The 18,178-nt window shown below is 67.7% G+C and carries 11 protein-coding genes; 8 read left to right on the forward strand and 3 right to left on the reverse strand.

Features of this window, described 5'->3' with window-relative positions; all coding sequences use genetic code 11:
- Positions 1-55: 55 nt before the first annotated feature.
- The 4 genes from FAB82_RS20870 (at position 56) to FAB82_RS20885 (ending at position 7,169) form a co-directional block, all read left to right on the forward strand.
- Entirely contained in the window at positions 56-3,007 is a 2,952-nt protein-coding gene (locus FAB82_RS20870) for a glycoside hydrolase family 2 TIM barrel-domain containing protein (RefSeq protein WP_136536486.1), read from the forward strand.
- Positions 3,008-3,106: 99 nt separating this feature from the next.
- Positions 3,107-4,174 carry a LacI family DNA-binding transcriptional regulator gene (locus FAB82_RS20875; protein ID WP_136536487.1) on the forward strand — a complete coding sequence of 356 codons (1,068 nt, stop codon included), beginning with the start codon at positions 3,107-3,109 and terminating at the stop codon, positions 4,172-4,174.
- A 262-nt stretch (positions 4,175-4,436) separates the two neighbouring features.
- Positions 4,437-4,877, forward strand: a complete 441-nt coding sequence (locus tag FAB82_RS20880; protein ID WP_136536488.1) for a hypothetical protein — start codon at positions 4,437-4,439, stop codon at positions 4,875-4,877.
- Positions 4,878-5,423: 546 nt separating this feature from the next.
- A complete protein-coding gene (locus FAB82_RS20885; RefSeq protein ID WP_136536489.1) occupies positions 5,424-7,169 on the forward strand; it encodes an HNH endonuclease signature motif containing protein in 1,746 nt (581 codons plus the stop codon).
- Between the two features lie 679 nt (positions 7,170-7,848).
- Here the strand turns inward: FAB82_RS20885 and FAB82_RS20890 are convergent.
- Both FAB82_RS20890 and FAB82_RS20895 read right to left on the reverse strand, forming a co-directional pair.
- Positions 7,849-9,069: an NAD(P)/FAD-dependent oxidoreductase gene (locus FAB82_RS20890; protein ID WP_136536490.1), complete on the reverse strand. Its 1,221-nt coding sequence runs from the start codon at positions 9,067-9,069 to the stop codon at positions 7,849-7,851.
- Between the two features lie 243 nt (positions 9,070-9,312).
- Positions 9,313-9,981, reverse strand: a complete 669-nt coding sequence (locus tag FAB82_RS20895; protein WP_136536491.1) for a DUF4360 domain-containing protein — start codon at positions 9,979-9,981, stop codon at positions 9,313-9,315.
- 482 nt (positions 9,982-10,463) lie between these two features.
- Between FAB82_RS20895 and FAB82_RS20900 the strand changes: the two genes are divergently transcribed.
- The 4 genes from FAB82_RS20900 to FAB82_RS20915 all read left to right on the forward strand — a co-directional run bounded on the left by FAB82_RS20900 (position 10,464) and on the right by FAB82_RS20915 (position 14,861).
- A complete protein-coding gene (locus FAB82_RS20900; protein ID WP_136536492.1) occupies positions 10,464-10,961 on the forward strand; it encodes a DUF2975 domain-containing protein in 498 nt (165 codons plus the stop codon).
- Positions 10,961-11,167 (forward strand): helix-turn-helix domain-containing protein, encoded by a 207-nt coding sequence (locus tag FAB82_RS20905; protein WP_136536493.1) that lies wholly within the window; start codon positions 10,961-10,963, stop codon positions 11,165-11,167. The genes FAB82_RS20900 and FAB82_RS20905 overlap by 1 nt, the downstream gene beginning before the upstream one ends.
- 235 nt (positions 11,168-11,402) lie before the next feature.
- Entirely contained in the window at positions 11,403-13,298 is a 1,896-nt protein-coding gene (locus tag FAB82_RS20910; protein WP_136536494.1) for a hypothetical protein, read from the forward strand.
- Positions 13,299-13,376: 78 nt separating this feature from the next.
- Positions 13,377-14,861: an ABC transporter substrate-binding protein gene (locus FAB82_RS20915; RefSeq protein WP_136536495.1), complete on the forward strand. Its 1,485-nt coding sequence runs from the start codon at positions 13,377-13,379 to the stop codon at positions 14,859-14,861.
- Between the two features lie 1,043 nt (positions 14,862-15,904).
- Here the strand turns inward: FAB82_RS20915 and FAB82_RS20920 are convergent.
- Complete coding sequence (locus FAB82_RS20920; RefSeq protein WP_136536496.1) at positions 15,905-18,028, reverse strand: glycoside hydrolase family 43 protein; 2,124 nt, start codon at positions 18,026-18,028, stop codon at positions 15,905-15,907.
- Between the last annotated feature and the right edge of the window lie 150 nt (positions 18,029-18,178).

The raw sequence follows: 18,178 nt of genomic DNA on the forward strand, positions 1-18,178 counted from the left end.
GGAACCCTTTTACTAATGGCTTGACGAACTCCACTCCAGAAGGAACCCTGTAAAGATGACCCGAACCGATTTCGACTACGTGGAAAGCGAAAGCCCCGGGACTGGGCGACTCGACCCCCGCGCGGCGCTGACCTCCGACGCCGCCGTGTTCAGCCTCGACGGCGACTGGCGCTTCCGACTGGCCTCCGGGCTCACCGACACCACCGAGGGCCTGGAGAACCCCGACCTGGACGACTCGGCCTGGGACACCCTCGCCGTGCCGTCGAGCTGGCAGATGACCGGCCTGCCCGGCGAGACCCGCTACGGCGCACCGGCCTACACCAATACCGTCTACCCCTTCCCGGTCGACCCGCCGCGCGTCCCCGACGCCAACCCCACCGGCGAGTACCGGCGCACCTTCGACCTCGGCGCCGACTGGCCGGCCACCGGCCGCACCTTCCTGCGCTTCGAGGGAGTCGACTCCTGCTTCGCGGTATGGCTCAACGGCATCCGACTCGGCGACGGCAAGGGCTCGCGCCTGGCCACCGAGTTCGACGCCACGCCGCACCTCAAGGCCGGCGAGAACACCATCGCCGTCCGCGTCCACCAGTGGTCGGCCGCCTCCTACCTCGAAGACCAGGACATGTGGTGGCTCTCGGGCATCTACCGCTCCGCCTCCCTCGTCCACCGCCCCGATGCCGGCATCCCAGACCTATTCGCGCACGCCGACTTCGACCACCGGACCGGCGAGGGCACGCTCCGCGTCGAGTCCGATGCCGACGGCCGCGTGACGGTCCCCGAACTGGGGATCGACATCGCCATCGGCGAGAGCGCCACCGTCGCCGTCGAGCCGTGGACGGCCGAGACGCCGCGCCTGTACGACGCCGTCGTCGCCTCCGGCACCGAGCGCGTCTCGCTGCGGATCGGCTTCCGCACCGTCAAGATCGAGGACGGCCTGCTCAAGGTCAACGGCAAGCGGATCCTGCTGCGCGGCGTCAACCGCCACGAATGGGACCCCGACACCGGCCGCACCCTCTCTGTCGAGACCATGCGCCGCGACCTGGAGATCATGAAGCGGCACAACATCAATGCCGTCCGCACCAGCCACTACCCGCCGGACAAGCGCTTCCTGGACCTGTGCGACGAGCTCGGCGTCTGGGTCATCGACGAATGCGACCTGGAGACCCACGGGTTCGTCCACATCGGATGGAAGGGCAACCCCTCGGGCGAGCCGCAGTGGCGCGAGGCCTATCTCGACCGCATGCGGCGCACCGTCGAACGCGACAAGAACCACCCCGCGATCATCATGTGGTCCTTGGGCAATGAGAGCCACACCGGCGACAACCTCGCCGCCATGTCCGAGTGGGCCAAGGGCCGCGACCCCGGCCGCCCCATCCACTACGAGGGCGACTGGGACTCCGGCTACGTCGACGTCTACAGCCGCATGTACGCCGACCACGCCGAGACCGACCGGATCGGGCAGAAGACCGAAGCCGCCACCACCGACCCCGCGCTGGACGCCCACCGCCGAGACGAGATCCCGTTCATCCTGTGCGAGTACGCGCACGCCATGGGCAACGGCCCCGGCGGACTCAGTGAGTACCAGCGCCTGTTCGAGCAGTACCCGCGCTGCCAGGGCGGTTTCGTATGGGAGTGGATCGACCACGGCATCCGCCGGCGCAATGAGGACGGGACCGAGTTCTTCGCCTACGGCGGCGACTTCGGCGAACCGCTCCACGACGCCAACTTCATCACCGACGGCCTGGTCTTCCCCGACCGGACCCCCTCGCCGGGGCTCCTCGAATACAAGAAGGTCATCGAGCCGGTCCAGATCGCGATCAGCCCGTCCGGCCAGACCGTGGTCATCACCAACGGCTACGACTTCACCGACACCGCCCACCTGCGATTCACCTGGTCCGTCGAGGACGGCGGCGAGGGCACCGCTTCCGGCGAACTCACGGTTCCCGCCGTGGCCGCCGGCCAGACCGCCTTCGTGGAATGGCCCGAACCGCTTCGCGCGGCCGCCTCGCCGGAGGCGGCGGGCGACGCGAGCGGCGAGCGCTGGGTGAGCGTCTCCGCGGTGCTGGTCAAGGACGAGCCGTGGGCCGAGGCCGGACACGAGATCGCCTGGAGCCAAACGCAGATCGACGGCGCAGCCGCGGCCGCGCCCACCCGCTCGACCACCGAAGCGGTCGTCGCCGGACGCGAGATCAGCCTCGGCGCGGCCACCTTCGACGCACTCGGGCGCCTGACCGCCCTGGGCGACATCGCCATCGACGGCCCCCGCCTCGACCTGTGGCGGGCACCGACCGACAACGACCTGCTCGGCTGGGGCGGCAATGTCTCCGACAAATGGGTCACCCGCGAGGTCGGCCTGGACCGCCTGGAACACAAGGTGCTCGACGTAGAGACCGCCGACAGCGGCCTCACCGTCACCACCAGGGTCGGCGCCGCCAGCACCGACCTGGCCATGGGCGCGGTGTACCACTGGAGCACCGACACCGAGACGCCCGGGCGGCTGTGGCTGACCGTCGAGATCACGCCCGAGGGCGACTGGGACTTCGTACTCCCCCGCCTGGGGCTGCGCGCCGCGCTTCCCAAGACGCTCGGCAATGTCACCTGGTTCGGTGGCGGACCCGGCGAGGCCTACGCGGACACCCGCGCCGCCGCCCGCGTCGGCCGCTACAGCGCCACCGTGGCCGAGATGCAGACGCCGTACGTCTTCCCGCAGGAGAACGGCAGCCGCATCGACGTGCGGTGGGCGAAGCTGGCCGACGAGTCCGGCAACGGGCTCACGGTCCTGGGCGCCCCGGACTTCGCGTTCACGGTGCGGCCGTGGACGACCGAGGACCTCGCGGCGGCCAAGCACACCCACGACCTGGTCGAACGCGACCGTCTCTACGTCAACCTGGACCAGGCCCTGCAAGGTGTCGGCACCGCCTCGTGCGGTCCCGGCGTCCTGCCGCAGCACCGGCTCCACGCGGCGGCGACGTCGTTCACGGTCGGATTCGAAGTGCCGGTGCGGTAATCGCACGAGTCGGCAACGCTCCGACCTGGGACAGCCGTTCTAATTGAACTAGGCTGAGGGCAAGCCCAACGAAGAGCGAACGCTGAGAGAAGGCCTCTGGTGCCCAAGAAGTCGAGTACGGAAAACGGAAAGCGCCCCACCATTAGGGACGTCGCCGCGCTCGCCGGGGTATCGGTGCCGACGGTCTCGCGGGTGCTGGCCGGGAATTACCCGGTCGCACCCGCGACCCGCGCGAAGGTCCTGCGGGCCATGCGGGAGCTCGATTACGTGGTCAACGCCCACGCCCGCGCGCTGGCCGGGGCGACGACGAAGACCGTGGCGTTCGTGGTGGACGACGTCACCGGACCGTTCTACGCCTTCATCGCTCGCGGCGTCGAGCAGGAAGCCTCCTCGCAGGGGCGGCTGTGTCTGCTGTGCACGACGCATGGAGACCCGGAGCGGGAGCTCGCGGTCGTGGAGCTGATGCGCGAGCAGCACGCCGAGGCGGTCATCGTCGTCGGCGGCGCCTGGGACGACCCGAAATACGCCGAGCGAATGCGCTACTTCGCCACCGTCCTCGACAAGTCCGGCTCACGGCTGGTTCTGTGCGGGCGGCCGTCCCTCGGAGAGGACGTTCCGGCCACGGTGGTGCACTACGACAATGAGGGTGGGTCGTACGCGATGACCGCGTACCTGCTCTCGGCCGGGCATCGCAAGATCTGCTACATGGGGTTCGGCGTCGGACTCTCCACCACGGATGAGCGCATGGCCGGCTTCCGTCGCGCCCACGCCGACTACGACGTCGAGGTGGACGAGTCCCTGCTGATCCACGGCCATTTCTCGAAGGCCAGCGGCCGCGAGATGACCCGGCATCTCCTGGCCGAACGCAGCGACGTCACCGCCATCTTCGCGGCGACGGACATGGTCGCCGCCGGCACGCTGAAGGCGCTGCGGGAGGCCGGGGTGCGGGTGCCCGAGGACATGTCCGTGGTCGGCTTCGACGACATTCCCCTCGCTTCCGACCTGACCCCGGCCCTCACCACCGTGCACGTCCCCCACGAGCAACTCGGCAAGGAGGCGGTCCGCCTCGGCCTGGGCCGCTCCGAAACCGGCGACGACCAGGTGGTTCTCGGAACCCACATCGTGGTCAGAGATTCGGTCGCCCCGCCGAAGCACCTCAGCCACTGAGCATTTGAGGGCAGGCCGGTTCACGCGGAGCGCGACCGGGACACGTTGAGGCACTGGTCTGCGCGAACACGGAATGGAACCGCAGTCACGTGGGACTGCCCTGCCCTCCTGCGCGGGAGAGCCGTGCAGAATCCGTGCGACCGGCGGTCACCGTGAATGAAGCAGCGGAGTCGATGTCGGAATCCCCCGCCCGTACAAGAACATCCGTCGAACCCCGCTGCATCAGGAGATGCCTCAACGTATCGATAGGAGAACTGCGCAAATGAGAAGACTCAGTTATTTCGTCATCGCGATGGTTAGCGCCATCGCCCTCTTGTGGCCGACGGCCGCATCGGCGTCCGCCGACACCGAAGGCGAATTCGCCGCTCAAACCGTCGCATCCGGACCCACGACAACCGAAGCCGGTTCCAACGGCCGCAACGTCACCGTCGCTCGGCTGCGTTCGAAGTCGGATCTGTTGTCCAGCACCATCAGCTGCCCCGAGGGATCGTTCTGCATCGAGCTCGGAGGCAAATTGCATGTCTTCCCCACATGTACGTTGATTGAGCTGACGAGCTGGGAAGGCACAGCGCTCATCACCAACAATATTTCAGGAACGGTAACCAGGGCATACGACGCCAACGGACATCTGGTGTGGAGCAAGATGGCAAAGTTTTCCATCTCGGTGAACATCACTCCGTGGTCGTACATCCGAACCTGCTAGACCGGGACCATGAGGAACGACAATCGCCCCTGGCCAATGTGACTGGGGGCGTTGGTTTTGCCGGGGATCGATCAGCGACCAAAGGCGAACAGTTCCCTGAGGCCGGTTTCGCCGCCCGGGGAGACCGGCATTGGGAACGCGTGCGCTGGCGAAATCGGTGTCCCCGAACGGAACCGGTGCACTGAGGCAGCGAAGAAGCGGTAGCGGGTTACCCCGGGCCGGTTCGCCATTGCCCGCACCGTTCGGGTCGGTCTTCAGGCATCAGCGACGGAGGAGTGGGGAGGGTGTCCGCGCGACGCGCCCGACCGCGGGTGGCAGTGGCACCGAGTCGTGTCGGTCCTCGGGGGCATCGTTGAGATCGGGGGGTGCCGATTGGCGACACGCCCGACCGCGGGGTACGAGGTACTTGACCAGGGAAGACACTGCCATATTCACCCGATCGAGTGATGCCATCGAACCCGTCATGTGGCACCATTGAGTCATAGAACAGGAACACTAAGACAGGCGAACTGTTCGAGACACAGCCTCCCCGAGGAGGTGAGATAGATGGCCACCAGTCACACCACTACCACACAGGCCGGTTCTGACCGGCGGGGCAAGTCCGAGGCCATCCACTCCGTCCTCGATGCGCAGGCCGCTCTGATCAATTCCGCTCACGCCCAGGTGTTGGCCTCGGTGATCGATGCGAAGGCGGCGAACATCCACCGCGACTTCGACGGGTTCTCCGCCCTGCGGGAGTGGCTGGTCTCGACCTTCGACTTCCACACCCAGACCGCCTCGGACCTGGCCACGATCGCCAGACGTGCCAAGAAGTTCACCCTCCTGGCCGAGGCGGCGACCTCCCAGGCGGCCCGGATCGACCCCGTCGCTTACGCGGTCAGGCAGTTGGACAAGACCCCCGCGATGCGCCTCTACGCCCGGACTCCCTACCGCGAAGCCGTGGCCTCCCCCTTCGACGCTGCGGTGTCCTGCACGACCCCCGAAGCCCTGATCGTCCAGTACTGCGCGCACGCACCGTTCAAAGACCTGAAGGCGCACCTGGCCGAGATCGAAGCGTCCCTCGCTGAGAGCGCTGAACTGTTCGAAGGGCTCGGGGAGCAGTCGTTGCAGTATGTGGAGCTCGGGCTTCAGCGCAATGGCATGTGGGCTTTGAACGGGCAGTTGTCGGCCGACACCGGTGCCCTGTTCGCCAAGATGCTCGCCACCTCGGTTCCCCCGCCCCGCCAAGACGAGACCGACCAAGACGGGGACCTGCCCGCGGCCGCGAACCGGAACGCTGAAGCCCTCCACCAGATGCTCGCTTCCTATGGCACTGACCCCAATGCACCGAAGCGGCACGGGCACACCGCGACCCTGTCCCTCTCAGTGGACATCGAGACGCTGCGCGGAGACATCGACCTGACCGAGCACCCCGAGCGGACCCCGCGCCTGGACGGGGACCCGGTCTCGGTCGCCAAGGCCCGCCTCCTGGCCTGCGAGGCCGACATCATCCCCATGGTCTTCGACTATGCGACCGGGGAAGTAGTTGAGCTCGGCCGTGAAGAACGCCTCCCCAACACCGCCCTCCGTAGGAAGCTCGAGGCTGAGCAGCAGGGCGGGTGCGCCTGGCGGGGCTGCGACCGGCCGGTCGCCTGGACCGAAGCGCACCACATCGCACACTGGGCCGATGGTGGCGAGACGGTCGCGGACAACCTGATCCTGCTGTGCCGGTTCCACCACGGCCGCATCCACACTCCCGGCTGGAGCGTGACCAAGACCGGCCCCGGCCAGGCTCTGATCGTCCACCACGATGGACACGAAGCGGCCCCGGCCGACATGGGCGAATACTCGGCAGACGAAGGCAGCACCGGTAGCGGCTGCGGGTACGGCTGCGAAGACCACCGCAGCAGCATCGACCTCGATGAGGACTTCAGGAACGGGCCCGACGATGCCTTCCCCACCGGCCTCTACCCCGAAGAACACGCCCAAGTCCCAGGCCGGGACTTGAGGGATGTTCTCGACGCCTATGCGCTCCACCGAATCGGCATGGACCTCAAGCAAGCCAAAGCCAGAGCACGAGAACGCTTCCGCACACCAACCACTCCCGAACCCGAACCAGCCGACCGGTTACGGTGCCCCGCCGCCAGGCAGCAACGGCGGCGGGGGAAGCGGACCATCAAAGGACCGCAGCCCGACCCACCCCGAAACGGGACTCAGGGACGGGCCCCTCGCCATGCCCACAGGCCGAACCAGCCCCCAACCACTCCGCACCGGCCCACACCCCACCCACACGGCCCGCACCGGCCCACCTGAACACCTCACCCCGACAACGAACGCCAGGCACCCGCCACACCACTCCATCGCTGATCGTCTGAACCCCAAGCGATGCGCACCCTGACAGCCAGCGGCCGGGCCGAAGCGGAAGGCCACCTCTCCATCGCTGATCAGTTTGAAGCCCAAGCTCCACGCACCCCGACAGCCAGTAGACCGCCACCGCACCAGACAGACCTCCGCTGTCGCTGATCCGTCTGAACCCCAACCTGTACCCACCCCGACAGTCAGCCGACTGACCCTGGACCGGGCTGACCTCCACTGTCGCTGATGAGTTTGAAGCCCAACCCACCTGCGCGCCCCGACAGCCAGACGACTGGCCCGGGACGGACGAACCTCCTGATAGGCCTTCAGTCCCGGTTCGAACGAGCTCATACGCCAGGCACGGCAAGCCGAGCGAGACGATCGAGTGCCGACGATGGGTTGGCGGCAGCGATGTGGGGCCGACCTCAGAGTCCTTCCAGCGCAGCGAGTACGCCAAGGTCGTGTTGGGTTTCGTTGTACCCCCGGGAGCCCTGTGGTGTTGCTGGGGCCTGTGGAAGGTGTATGCGCTGCTCTCGATGACCTGTGTGTTCAACACCGTCACCAGAGCGGCCTTGAGAACCGCTCCGATGCCCTTTCCTGCTAAGCGGAGTACCCGTAGCCGACCTGGGCGAACCCGTCAGCGGAACGACTGCAGCGCCTCGGTGCCCGGCGGCTCCTCCGCCCGGATGAGCGACTCGAGCTCGGCCATGCGCTCCCAGGTGTTCACGGCCATCCCCGCGAGCACCCGGCCGCCCTTGGTCCAGAAGACCACGAACTCCAGCGACTCAACCGAACCGGAGACCACCACCTCGTCGTAGGCGTCCGGGCCCGCGACGAAGCCGAGGTACTCCATGCCCAGGTCGTACTGGTCGGTGAAGAAGTACGGCAACTTGTCGTAGGGCTCCTCGGCCCCGAGCATCGCCTTCGCCGCGTGCGGGCCGGTGTCGAGCGCGGTCTGCCAGTGCTCCACCCGGATCGGGCGTCCGTAGCGGGAGGACGGAATGCTCGCGATGTCCCCCGCGGCCCAGATGTCCGGGCCGCTCGTCCGCAGCGTCCCGTCGACGGCGATGCCGCCGCCGAGGTCCTTGGCGCGCAGGTTGATGCCAGCCTCGACCGCGAGGCCGGTGTTCGGGGTCGCGCCGACCGCGATGAGCACGATGTCGGCCTCAACGCGCTTGCCGTCCTCAGTCTCGACGCCCGTGGCCTTGCCGTCCTCGCCGAGGATCTTTGCGACCTGGGTACGTCGCCGCAGGTCCACGCCGTGGTCGGTGTGGAGCTTGGCGAATACCAGGCCCATCTCGGGCCCGAGGACGCGTTCGAGCGGCTCCGCGCCGAGCCCGAACACCGTGACCTCCCGCCCGAGCTGCCGCGCGGAGGCGGCGACTTCCATGCCGATCCAGCCGTCGCCGACGATCGCCACCCTCTCGGACTCGTGCAGAGCACTTGCCAGGAGGTCGGATTGCTCGACCGTGCGCAGCAGGTGCACGTTCTGGAGGTCCGAGCCCGGGATGGGGAGCGGGCGCGGGTTGGAACCGGTGGCGAGTAGGAGCTTCTTGTAGTCGACGGTGGAGCCGTCGGCAAGCGAGAGCCGCCGGGCGGCCGGGTCGAGCCCGGTCGCGGGCTCGCCGGTCCGCAGCTCGGCGTTCCGGGCGAACCAGTCCTCGTCGACGGTGAACACGGCCGAACGGTCCGCCTCGCCGCGCAGGTAGTCCTTCGACAGTGGCGGCCGCTCGTACGGGCGATGGGCTTCACCCGTGACGATGACGAGGTCGTCCTCGTAGCCCTCGTCGCGGAGCGTCACGGCGGCCTTGGCCGCGGCGAGACCGCCTCCGACGATGACGAACGGTGCGTGGCTCATGAGCGCCTCCGGCTCGATAGGCGGCAGGTCGACATCATTGTCCCGCGATCGACTGATCTCGGGGCGGATCGACCGAGATCGGAGTGCCCGGACCGCGGCGGCTCAATCGCAGGGGAGCGTGCCATGAGGGAACGGTGATGGATCGCCGTGGAAGGCGGCCGAGGGTCCGCGACCCAGCACCGAGATGGTGCCGGGCCGCGGACGTGGTTGTCAGGACGTGGTTGTCAGAACGCGGTGTCCTCCTCAGTTATCCGCCGGGCATCGCTTCCAGGCGAAGTGGTAGATGGTGTTGATGTCGCCGTCCGTGGAGTCCATGGTCATGAAGCTCTTCTTGGTGGGGTCGGTGCCCGCGGACACTCGGACTTCGGTGTTGATGTTGAAGTTCCGCTCCTCGCCGCACGGCTTGTAGCTGAGCTGGTCGGTCTCGACCTCGTCGGTGAACTGCCAGTTGTCGCTGTGCGGGGCCGCCAGGTCATGGGTGACGCTGGAGGTCGCCGAGTCGCCTGAGAAGTAGTAGCTCGCCTTCTGCAAGCCGGTGGCGCCGGGTTCGAGGTGCCCGAAGCCGCGGTAGTCGGCCCTCGCGATCGCGTAGGTGAAGCCCGACGGGATGTGCACGATCAGGTTGAGCTGGCAGTTCTTGCGGAAATCGGTGGGGTCCGAATTGCCGCCCGCCTGGGCGAGGTACTCGCTGTAGGTCACGGTGAAGGAGGTGTTGCCCTCGTTGACCGCGACCGCGGCGGTGCCCGCCGGGCACCCGGAGCCGTTGACGGTGGCGACGTCGATGACGATCTGGTCGGGCGGCGGATTCTGGAAGTGAGATGCGGCGGCCGCCGGGCCCGCCGCGGTGGTGATCAGGCCCGCCACCAGGGCGAAGGCCCCGGCGATCACAGAAGCCTTTCGGAGGGTTTTCATGTTGGATCCTTTTCTGGGCTATGGGCAGTCTTCCGACTGCTGGACAAGAGGCAGAGGGATCGGAGACATTGCGCCGCAGGGGCTCGGGTTGGGGTGTTGGAATCGTTCCGGGCGAATACCTGCGCAAGGATCGGCTCTCCGGCTTGTGACCAGATTGCACCGTCCAAATACTAATTTAAGACCATAAATATGTAATGAGTCAATGACTAGGGATGATTTTGTCTCAAAGAGATAAATGAGAATAAAGTTGCAAACAAGGCATCTGCGGCACGCCTGGGTCCAAATTTGACTGCTGGTGCGGCATTGCCGAACCACCCGGAGCGGTCGCAGAACCTTCCTCGCGGCACAAAGGCAACCGCCCGCCGAGTGAGGCCGAGAGGGACGGCGGCGCACGAACTCAGGCCAGATCCGCTCGGATCCCCTCTTGTCCTATCTATCGATTAACGATATATTTCTATTGCCAATCGATCGAAGGAGGAGAAATGGGGAAGCTTACAGTGCTGGCGTTGCGCGTCGTGATCGTCATGTTGGGCGCCGGCTCGTTGTTCGTTCAGTCCGTGATGGTGCCGATCGTGGTCCAGGACGAGGAGTGGTCCGATGGGCCGCTTCCGAGCCAACTCGTCGCGGGTCTCGTGATCGTGGTCCTCGGCGTCGTCGCGATGCAGGTGGTCCTGGTCTGCGTCTGGAAACTCGTCACCATGGTGAAGCGGGGAACAGTGTTCTCCAACGCCGCTTTCCGCTACGTGGACGTCGTGATCGGTGCTTTCGCGGCGGCCGCCGTACTGGTATTCGCGTTCGGGTTCGTGCTGGCGCCGGGCGAAGAGGTCCCCCCGGGAATGGTGCTCCTCGTGGGCGGAGTCGGCATAGCCGTCGTGGGTATCGCGCTCGTCGTGCTCGTGATGCGGGCACTGCTGGCCCAGGCCGTCGCGCGCGATGCCGAAGCGACGCAACTGCGCGACGAGCTGGACGAGGTGATCTGATGCCGATCGTCGTCGATATCGACGTGGTACTGGCCAAGCGGAAGATGTCCGTGGGCGAGCTGGCGGACCGCGTCGGCATCACCCCCGCCAACCTGTCGGTCCTCAAGAACGGCCGCGCCAAGGCGGTCCGGTTCACCACCCTCGCCGCACTCTGCGAAGTCCTGGAATGCCAGCCCGGGGATCTGCTCCGGTGGGAGTCCGACTAACGGTTCCGGCCAGGCGCCTCGCCGGCCCAGACCAAGCCCACCCCGAGGCACCCGCGCCCCACGGCCCCGGCTCCGTACCCTGCGGTTCGCGCCCACGCGATATGATGGACCGCACAGGAAAACGTTGCCCCCCAGATCAAGTCGAGCTGTCATCCCCCGGCGCCCCGACTCCCGTGACTTGACCCCAAGGCGCGAACGTCATGCCCGCCGACAGCACCCCGACAGGAATGCTGTGATGTCCCCGAGACCAACTCCGCTCATAGGACCCAGATCCGTCCCCCGAAAGGCCTCAAGGGACCAGACCGGCCGCTACCTCAAGGCCCCCGGCCCCGAATCCGAACGCCCGCCCGTCCTCAACTTCACCGGACCTCCCGGATTCGGCAAGACCACCCTGCTGCGCCAGCTCGACAAGTGGTACGAAGCGGACGAAGAACCCCCGCACGCACTCGTCGACAGCAGCGACTACCCCAAGCTGGAAGACCTCCCCAAAATGCTCGAGGAGATCAAGTTCCAGCTCGGACGACGCAGCCCCGGGTACGGCCGCATCCCCTTCCGCCGCCTTGAACTCGCGCTGGCGGTGACCGAGCAGCCCGTCGACTTCACCGACCAGGGACACGCCTACCGCCGACTGAAGCGACTGACGCGCAAGGCCTCCCGCAGCCGCCGCGTTCCCGAAGTGGGCGGCGGCGTGCTCGGCGACGTTTTCCAGTCGCTCGTGCAGATGCCGCTCGCGCTGCTGCGCACCCCCGTCGAAATGATCGTGACCGCCGCGATCTCCTTCCTCATGAGCCGCCCGCTCGCCCGCCGCCGCTTCCAGAAATGGTTCGGACACCGCGACCAGGGACGCACCATCCACCCCGAAGACGCGCTCGCCCACCTCAATCGCACCGCCCAGACGCCCCGCCTGTTCCGCGAACGCGACGAGCTCCTGGTGGACGCCTTCCTCGCCGACCTGCGCGACGCCTATGGCCGCGGCAGACTCTCACGGCCCGGCTGGCTCTCGTGCGTCGTCCTGCTCGACAATGCCGACAGCCGCGTCGGCACCCAGTTCCTGCGCCACTTCCGCCACCTGCGCAGCCAACTCCAGCACACCGCCGCCCGCGCCGAACCCCTCCTGGTCGTCACCGCCAGCCGCGAACCCATCGGCGGCGCCTCAATGGAAGTGCACCCCGTTCCCGCCTTCACCGAGAACGACGTGGAATGGCTCGCCTCCGACCTGCCCGAGGTCGACGAGCAGGAATGGCTGCCCAAACTCATCCACCAGACCACCGGCTACCCCGCCGCTGCCGCCGCGCTCGTCCGGACCGCCTGCGCGAAACCGGAGTCCGCCACCGGCATCGACGCGCTCCTGGCCCAGGCCTCGACCGACGGGCCTGACCACCGCAGCCTCGAAGACCGGCTCTACCAGGACCTCGTGAACCATCTGCTCGTCGAGTCGGGCCCGCTCCCGTTCCCCGACGCGGCCCTTGACGCCTTCATCACCTTCTCCGCCGCCCGGAACCAGACCGAAGCCGACCACCTCGCCAAGGCGCGCAAGGGAAGCGTCCTCGCCGACCCCGCCCTCATCCTCCAATCCGACCTGTGGTCCGAGGAGAGCGGCACTGCCGCCCACGCCCTGCTGCGATGGCTCCTGTCCCGGCGCCTCGCCCGGCGCGGCGACGGCGAATGGAGCTGGAAGGAGGTCCACGCGACCCTGCGGGTCTGGTGCCGCACCCGAGGCGACCTGGCCGGCGAACTGCACCACGCGCTCGCGGGCGGCGACCTCGCCGCCGTGTCCAAAGTGCTCGCCGACCGACTGTCCGGGCAGGATCTGGAGGGGCGCTGGCTGGACCTGCTCAGGGAGGTCACCAAGGCGCCCCGCCAGGGAGGCGACGGGACCGGCGAGCCCTACTCGCGGCAGGTCGCCCTCGCGAAATCCATCATGGACCCCGCGCGGCCCCAACTCGCCCACATCGCCCACCTGGTCGCCGGGCTGTGGCTCGCCGCCTCCCCGACCACCGGTTCGGAGCGACGCAGCCTGCACCGGCAGATCTCGCTGGACTACCGCCAGGTCGCGCCCTATGCCGACCGCCCCGCAGACCTGATCGAGGAAGCCGACCGGCACGAACGGCTGGCCGAGGACTGGCACTAGGGGGTGTGTGGTGGTACCGAACGGCCTGGCTCCACCACACGCCCCTGCCGGCCCCGCACACACGCTTGAGGAGAGAGCATGTCCAACGGACGTCAGAGATGGAAGCAGCGCAAGCGGGTCGTCATCGGCACGGTCATCGCGCTGGGATCGATCCTGCTGGCCTACTTCGTGATCACCACCGTGCCCGACGCCCGCTGCGGCGGCCCGTTCGACGGCATCCGCTTCCAGGAGGGCGAATGCGTCGGCGTCACCGACGGCTCGTTCGTCTTCGATCCCGCGCTCGCGGCGATCCAGGCGGACATCAAGGCCGAGAACGACTGGGCCCAGGCCGAATCCGAGAGCTCGGGCGTCGCGCTGGTGAAGGTGGGCCTGCTGATGCCGATCACCACCACCGCCAACAGCGCCGTGAATCTCGACGTCGTGCTCAGTTCGCTCCAGGGCGCCTATGTGGCGCTCCACCGTTCCAACCACACCGTCGAGTTCGGCGACCCGCAGCCGCTGGTCCAGCTCCACCTCGCCAACGAGGGCAGCGTCCAGCAGGGCTCGGCGATGGCCGTGTCGCAGCTGGTGGACATGACCGACGACGAGGTGCCGCTGATCGCCGTCATGGGGCCCGCCATCGGCACAGAGACCACCAGGGAGTCCGTCACCCGGCTTTCGGATGCGGACATCCCCGTCATCACCGGGGCGACCACCGCCGACGACCTCGACAACGACAGCGTCGAGAACCTGCTGCGCACCGCCCCCAGCAATACCGACTTCGCGACGGCGCTGCGCCACTACCTCGACGACCGGCCCGAAGGCGAACTGGAGACCGGCATCCTCGTCTACGACGACATCGCGCAGGACACCTTCGTCACCACGCTCCGCGAGGCCTACGAGACCCAGCTGGGCGACTACATCGAGTTCTCCGACCAGCCATTCAAGGGCCAATCGGTGGAGCAGGGCGGGCCCGACGTGTTCTACCCGATCACCCAGAACATCTGCTCGGCCGAGCCGGACATGGTCTTCTTCGCCGGGCGCGCGCCCGACGCCGAGGTCTTCATCGAGGCGCTGAGCGAGCGGGTGTGCGTGGCCGAGCACCTCACCGTCATGTTCGTCGAGGTCGGGCTGTATCCGCGGGGCGAGGAGGTGCTCGACCAGTTGGAGACGGGGAACCTCACCCTCCTGCACGCCACCGGCGCCGACCCCGGCTGGGCCCGCGGTGAGAAGGCGGCCCCCGAGGGCTTCGCGGACTTCCACGGATACTTCCAGGACCTGGTCGACCCCGACCCCGTCTCCCTGGACAACGGCTACGCGATCACCTACCACGACTCCCTCGCGATCGCGGTCAGGGCCATGCGGATCACCAGGCCGCAGGACGAGGGCGCCCCCACGGCGGCCGAGGTGACCGAGAGTCTGCTGCTGCTCAACACCGACAACACCGTCCAGGGCGCGAGCGGGACGCTCAGCTTCAACCGCAACCGGGGCGGCAACCCCGGCGGCAAGTACGTCCCGGTCATACCGCTGCCCTACTCCGAGGAGTACGCGGAGAACCAGACCTACATCACCCCTGAGGAATAGGAGACCGAGCGATGTCCGAAGGCAGGGACCGCTGGCAGCGGTGGATGGGTACCCTCATCGGCTCGTTGATGGCAATGGTGCTGGTCGTGAGCGTCGTCAGCATCGTGCTCGTGTGGCCCGACGTCCGGTGTGGTTCTCCTTTGGACGGGATCGTCCTCAAGGAGGGCGAGTGCGTCGGGGTCAGCGACGGCTCGTTCGTCTTCGACGAGGCGCACCGGGAGGTGTACGAGGACATCGCGGACGAGAACGAATGGGCCGCGGCCGAAGCCGAGGCCGAAGGTCTTCCGCTGGTGCGGATCGCGCTCATGACGACGCTGACGACCACGCAGGACAGCGCGATGAGCGCCGACCGCATCCGCAGCGCACTCGACGGGGCGCTGGTGGCCCTGCACCGCGCCAACCGAACCCGCGAACTGGGCGACCCGCATCCACTGGTGCAGCTGGTCCTCGCGAACGAGGGCGCCCGCCAGACCCATTGGGAGGTGCCGGTCTCGGAGCTGGAGGACATGTCCGACGACGAGGTGCCGCTCGTGGCCGTCATGGGCCAGGGGGTCAGCAGCGACCGCACGATGGACGCGGCGTACCGGCTCTCCAAGCACGAGATCCCCATGGTCACCGGGGTCACCACCGCCGACGGCATCGACAACGGGATCATCCCCGGCCTGCTGCGCGCCGCGCCGAGCAACACCGACTTCGCCATGGCGCTGCGGCAGTACGTCGACGGCCGCGAGGACATCGCCTCGGCGGTCCTGGTCCACGACAACGCCGAGACCGACCTGTACGCCCGGACGCTGCGCAGCGCGTACGAGGAGCACCTGAGCGAGTACCTGACGTCCTCCCACCAGCCGTTCCCGGGACGCTCGATCGAGGAGGGCGGTGTGGAGGTGTTCGACACGATCACCCAGAACGTCTGCGAGTCGGAGGCCCAGGCGGTCCTGTTCGCCGGCCGCGAGCCCGACCTGAAGGTCTTCATCGAGTCGTTGAGCCTGCGCGCCTGCCAGAGCGACCCGCTGACGGTCCTGTTCGGGGTCACCGGCACCGACCTACAGGCCGACGAGGAGGTCCTGGGCTGGATCGAGGAAGGCAACCTGTCGGTGCTGTACGCCGCCGGGGCCGATCCCGGCTGGGGCGACGGCGCCGAGACGCCGGAGGGCTTCGCGGACTTCCAGACCCACTTCGAGAACCTGGTGGGCGGCGGCCGGGAGGCCCTCGCCAACGGCTACGCGGTCACCTACCACGACGCCCTCATGACGGCGGTGAGCGCCGTACGGATCACCAACCCGTGGAGCGAGGAACCGCCGACGGCCGGGGACGTCCGCGACCACCTGTTGCTGCTCAACAGCGAGCAGGTGGTGCGCGGCGCGAGCGGGACGCTGAGCTTCAACGAGAACCGCGACGGGAATCCGGGCGGCAAGTACGTCCCGGTGGTCCCGCTGCCGTATCCCGAGGACCCGGCGGACCTGCCACAGACAGGCCCGTACATAACGCCGGTGCAGTGAGGAACGGTGGTGCGGCAGGGGCCGGGCCGCACGTAAAACCCTTATGGACCCTAAGGCACCCGGACGGTAGTCGGCGTAGTCGAAGTCGGCGCTTCCGCCCTCATCCGCCAAGTCCTGAACCCACAGGCCCACAAAGGCTCCGGTGAAACCGAAGGCGTGGAGCATTCCGTTCTCGACCCACGTCGCATGTTCATCGGACAGGATCGTCGCGTCGCGATCCTCGCTCAGGTCAATCCATTCGACCTGCTGCTCGGAATGCGGATCGCGGTAGCCGAAACGAAGCCTCGGTCCCTCGAATGCGATTCGGAGTTCAAGCCTCGGGCCCACCTCGGCGATCCGCTCAACCGTGCAGCGGCCCCGATCGGAGGTCACCAGCGACAGCCACGACGCTCCATCCTTCTGCGACACTTGAAGAAAGTGCCAGTTGAAGCTGTTGTAGTACGCCGCAATGCCGGCACTCTGGTGTTCGGTCTCCGGAGTGAACTCCATGCCGACCTCGAGAACCCCCTGTTTCGCGGTGACCCGCTGCGCCACCAGGCTCGGGGTGCGCCTCCCGTGCGGCGATTGACCGCCGCGGATGCGCAGGTGCGACGGCCTGGCGGTGAGGCTGAGCCAGTCCGGGTCCGCGTGGCGGCGGAGGGTGTTCCAGCGCGGGTCCAGTTCCGGCGATTCGAAGTCGTCGCGAGTGTCGGCGCGGGGCCAGGGATGCGGTTCCAGCGCGGGCGCCTCGACCTCCACCGCGGGGGCCGCGTTCTCGATTCTGGGCCAGCCCGCATCCCACTCGACCTTCGCCACCGCGGTCTCTCTTCCGAGCACGCAGCGGCCCGTCACGTCGCGCTGGCGGGCGTCCGTCGGCGGGCTCGGTTCGATCTCGGTGTACGGCCGTGAGGTCAGGTACGTCATGTACCACTCCCCCGCCTCGGTCTCCACGAAGCAGCCGTGACCGGCCTTCTGGAGATCCAGGTCGAGCTTGTCGCGGGTGGTGAGCAGCGGGCCGTTCGGGTCGACCTCATAGGGCCCCTTCAGGTCACGAGAGCGAGCGACGATCGCTCCGTGATTGAAGCCGGTGCCGCCCTCGGCGCACAGCAGGTAGTACCAACCGTTCTTCTTATAGAGATGCGGGCCCTCGGTGATACCGGCCGAACTCCCCCGCAGGATCAGTTCGGGCCGTCCGATGGCCTTGCCGTCCTCCAGCTGCTGGATCTCAATCCCTCGGAAGCCCATCACCATGTTCAGCAGCCAGGTGCCGCCGTCCTCGTCGTGATACAGCGCCGCGTCGAATCCCCGGCCGGGCAGGCGGACCGGGTCCGTCCACGGACCCGCGATGTCGGTGGCGGTGATGAGGTAGTTGGCGCAGTCCTTGTAGCCGTAGGCGTAGTTGTCCAGGACGCTGAAGACCAGGTGGAAGCGGCCGTTCGCGTACGTCAGGTCCGGCGCCCACACGCCGCCCGAGTCGGGGACGCCGTGGACGTCGAGCAGTCGCGGCGAGTCGGCGATGCCGCCGAGGGTCCGCCAGTGCCGCAGGTCCCGCGAGTGGTGGAGGCGGATTCCGGGCGCCCATTCGAAGGTCGAGGTGGCGATGTAGTAGTCGGCGCCGACCCGCACGATGGACGGATCGGGGTGGAATCCCGGGAGGATCGGGTTGCGGATGAGCGACGGAGTATTCACAGCTGCCGATTCAACCGGCGCGGAGGACGCGGGGCAAGCGATTCGGAGGCCGAACGGGGTATCGATAATTTCGAATCGCCCGCCTGTAGTTCGGGAGCGCCCCGGAGCGTCGTCGCAAATCGGGCAGCGGGAGCTCCCCCCGTTTCGATT

The organism is Glycomyces buryatensis (assembly GCF_004912275.1).
GTDB classification, from domain to species: Bacteria; Actinomycetota; Actinomycetes; order Mycobacteriales; family Micromonosporaceae; genus Glycomyces; species Glycomyces buryatensis.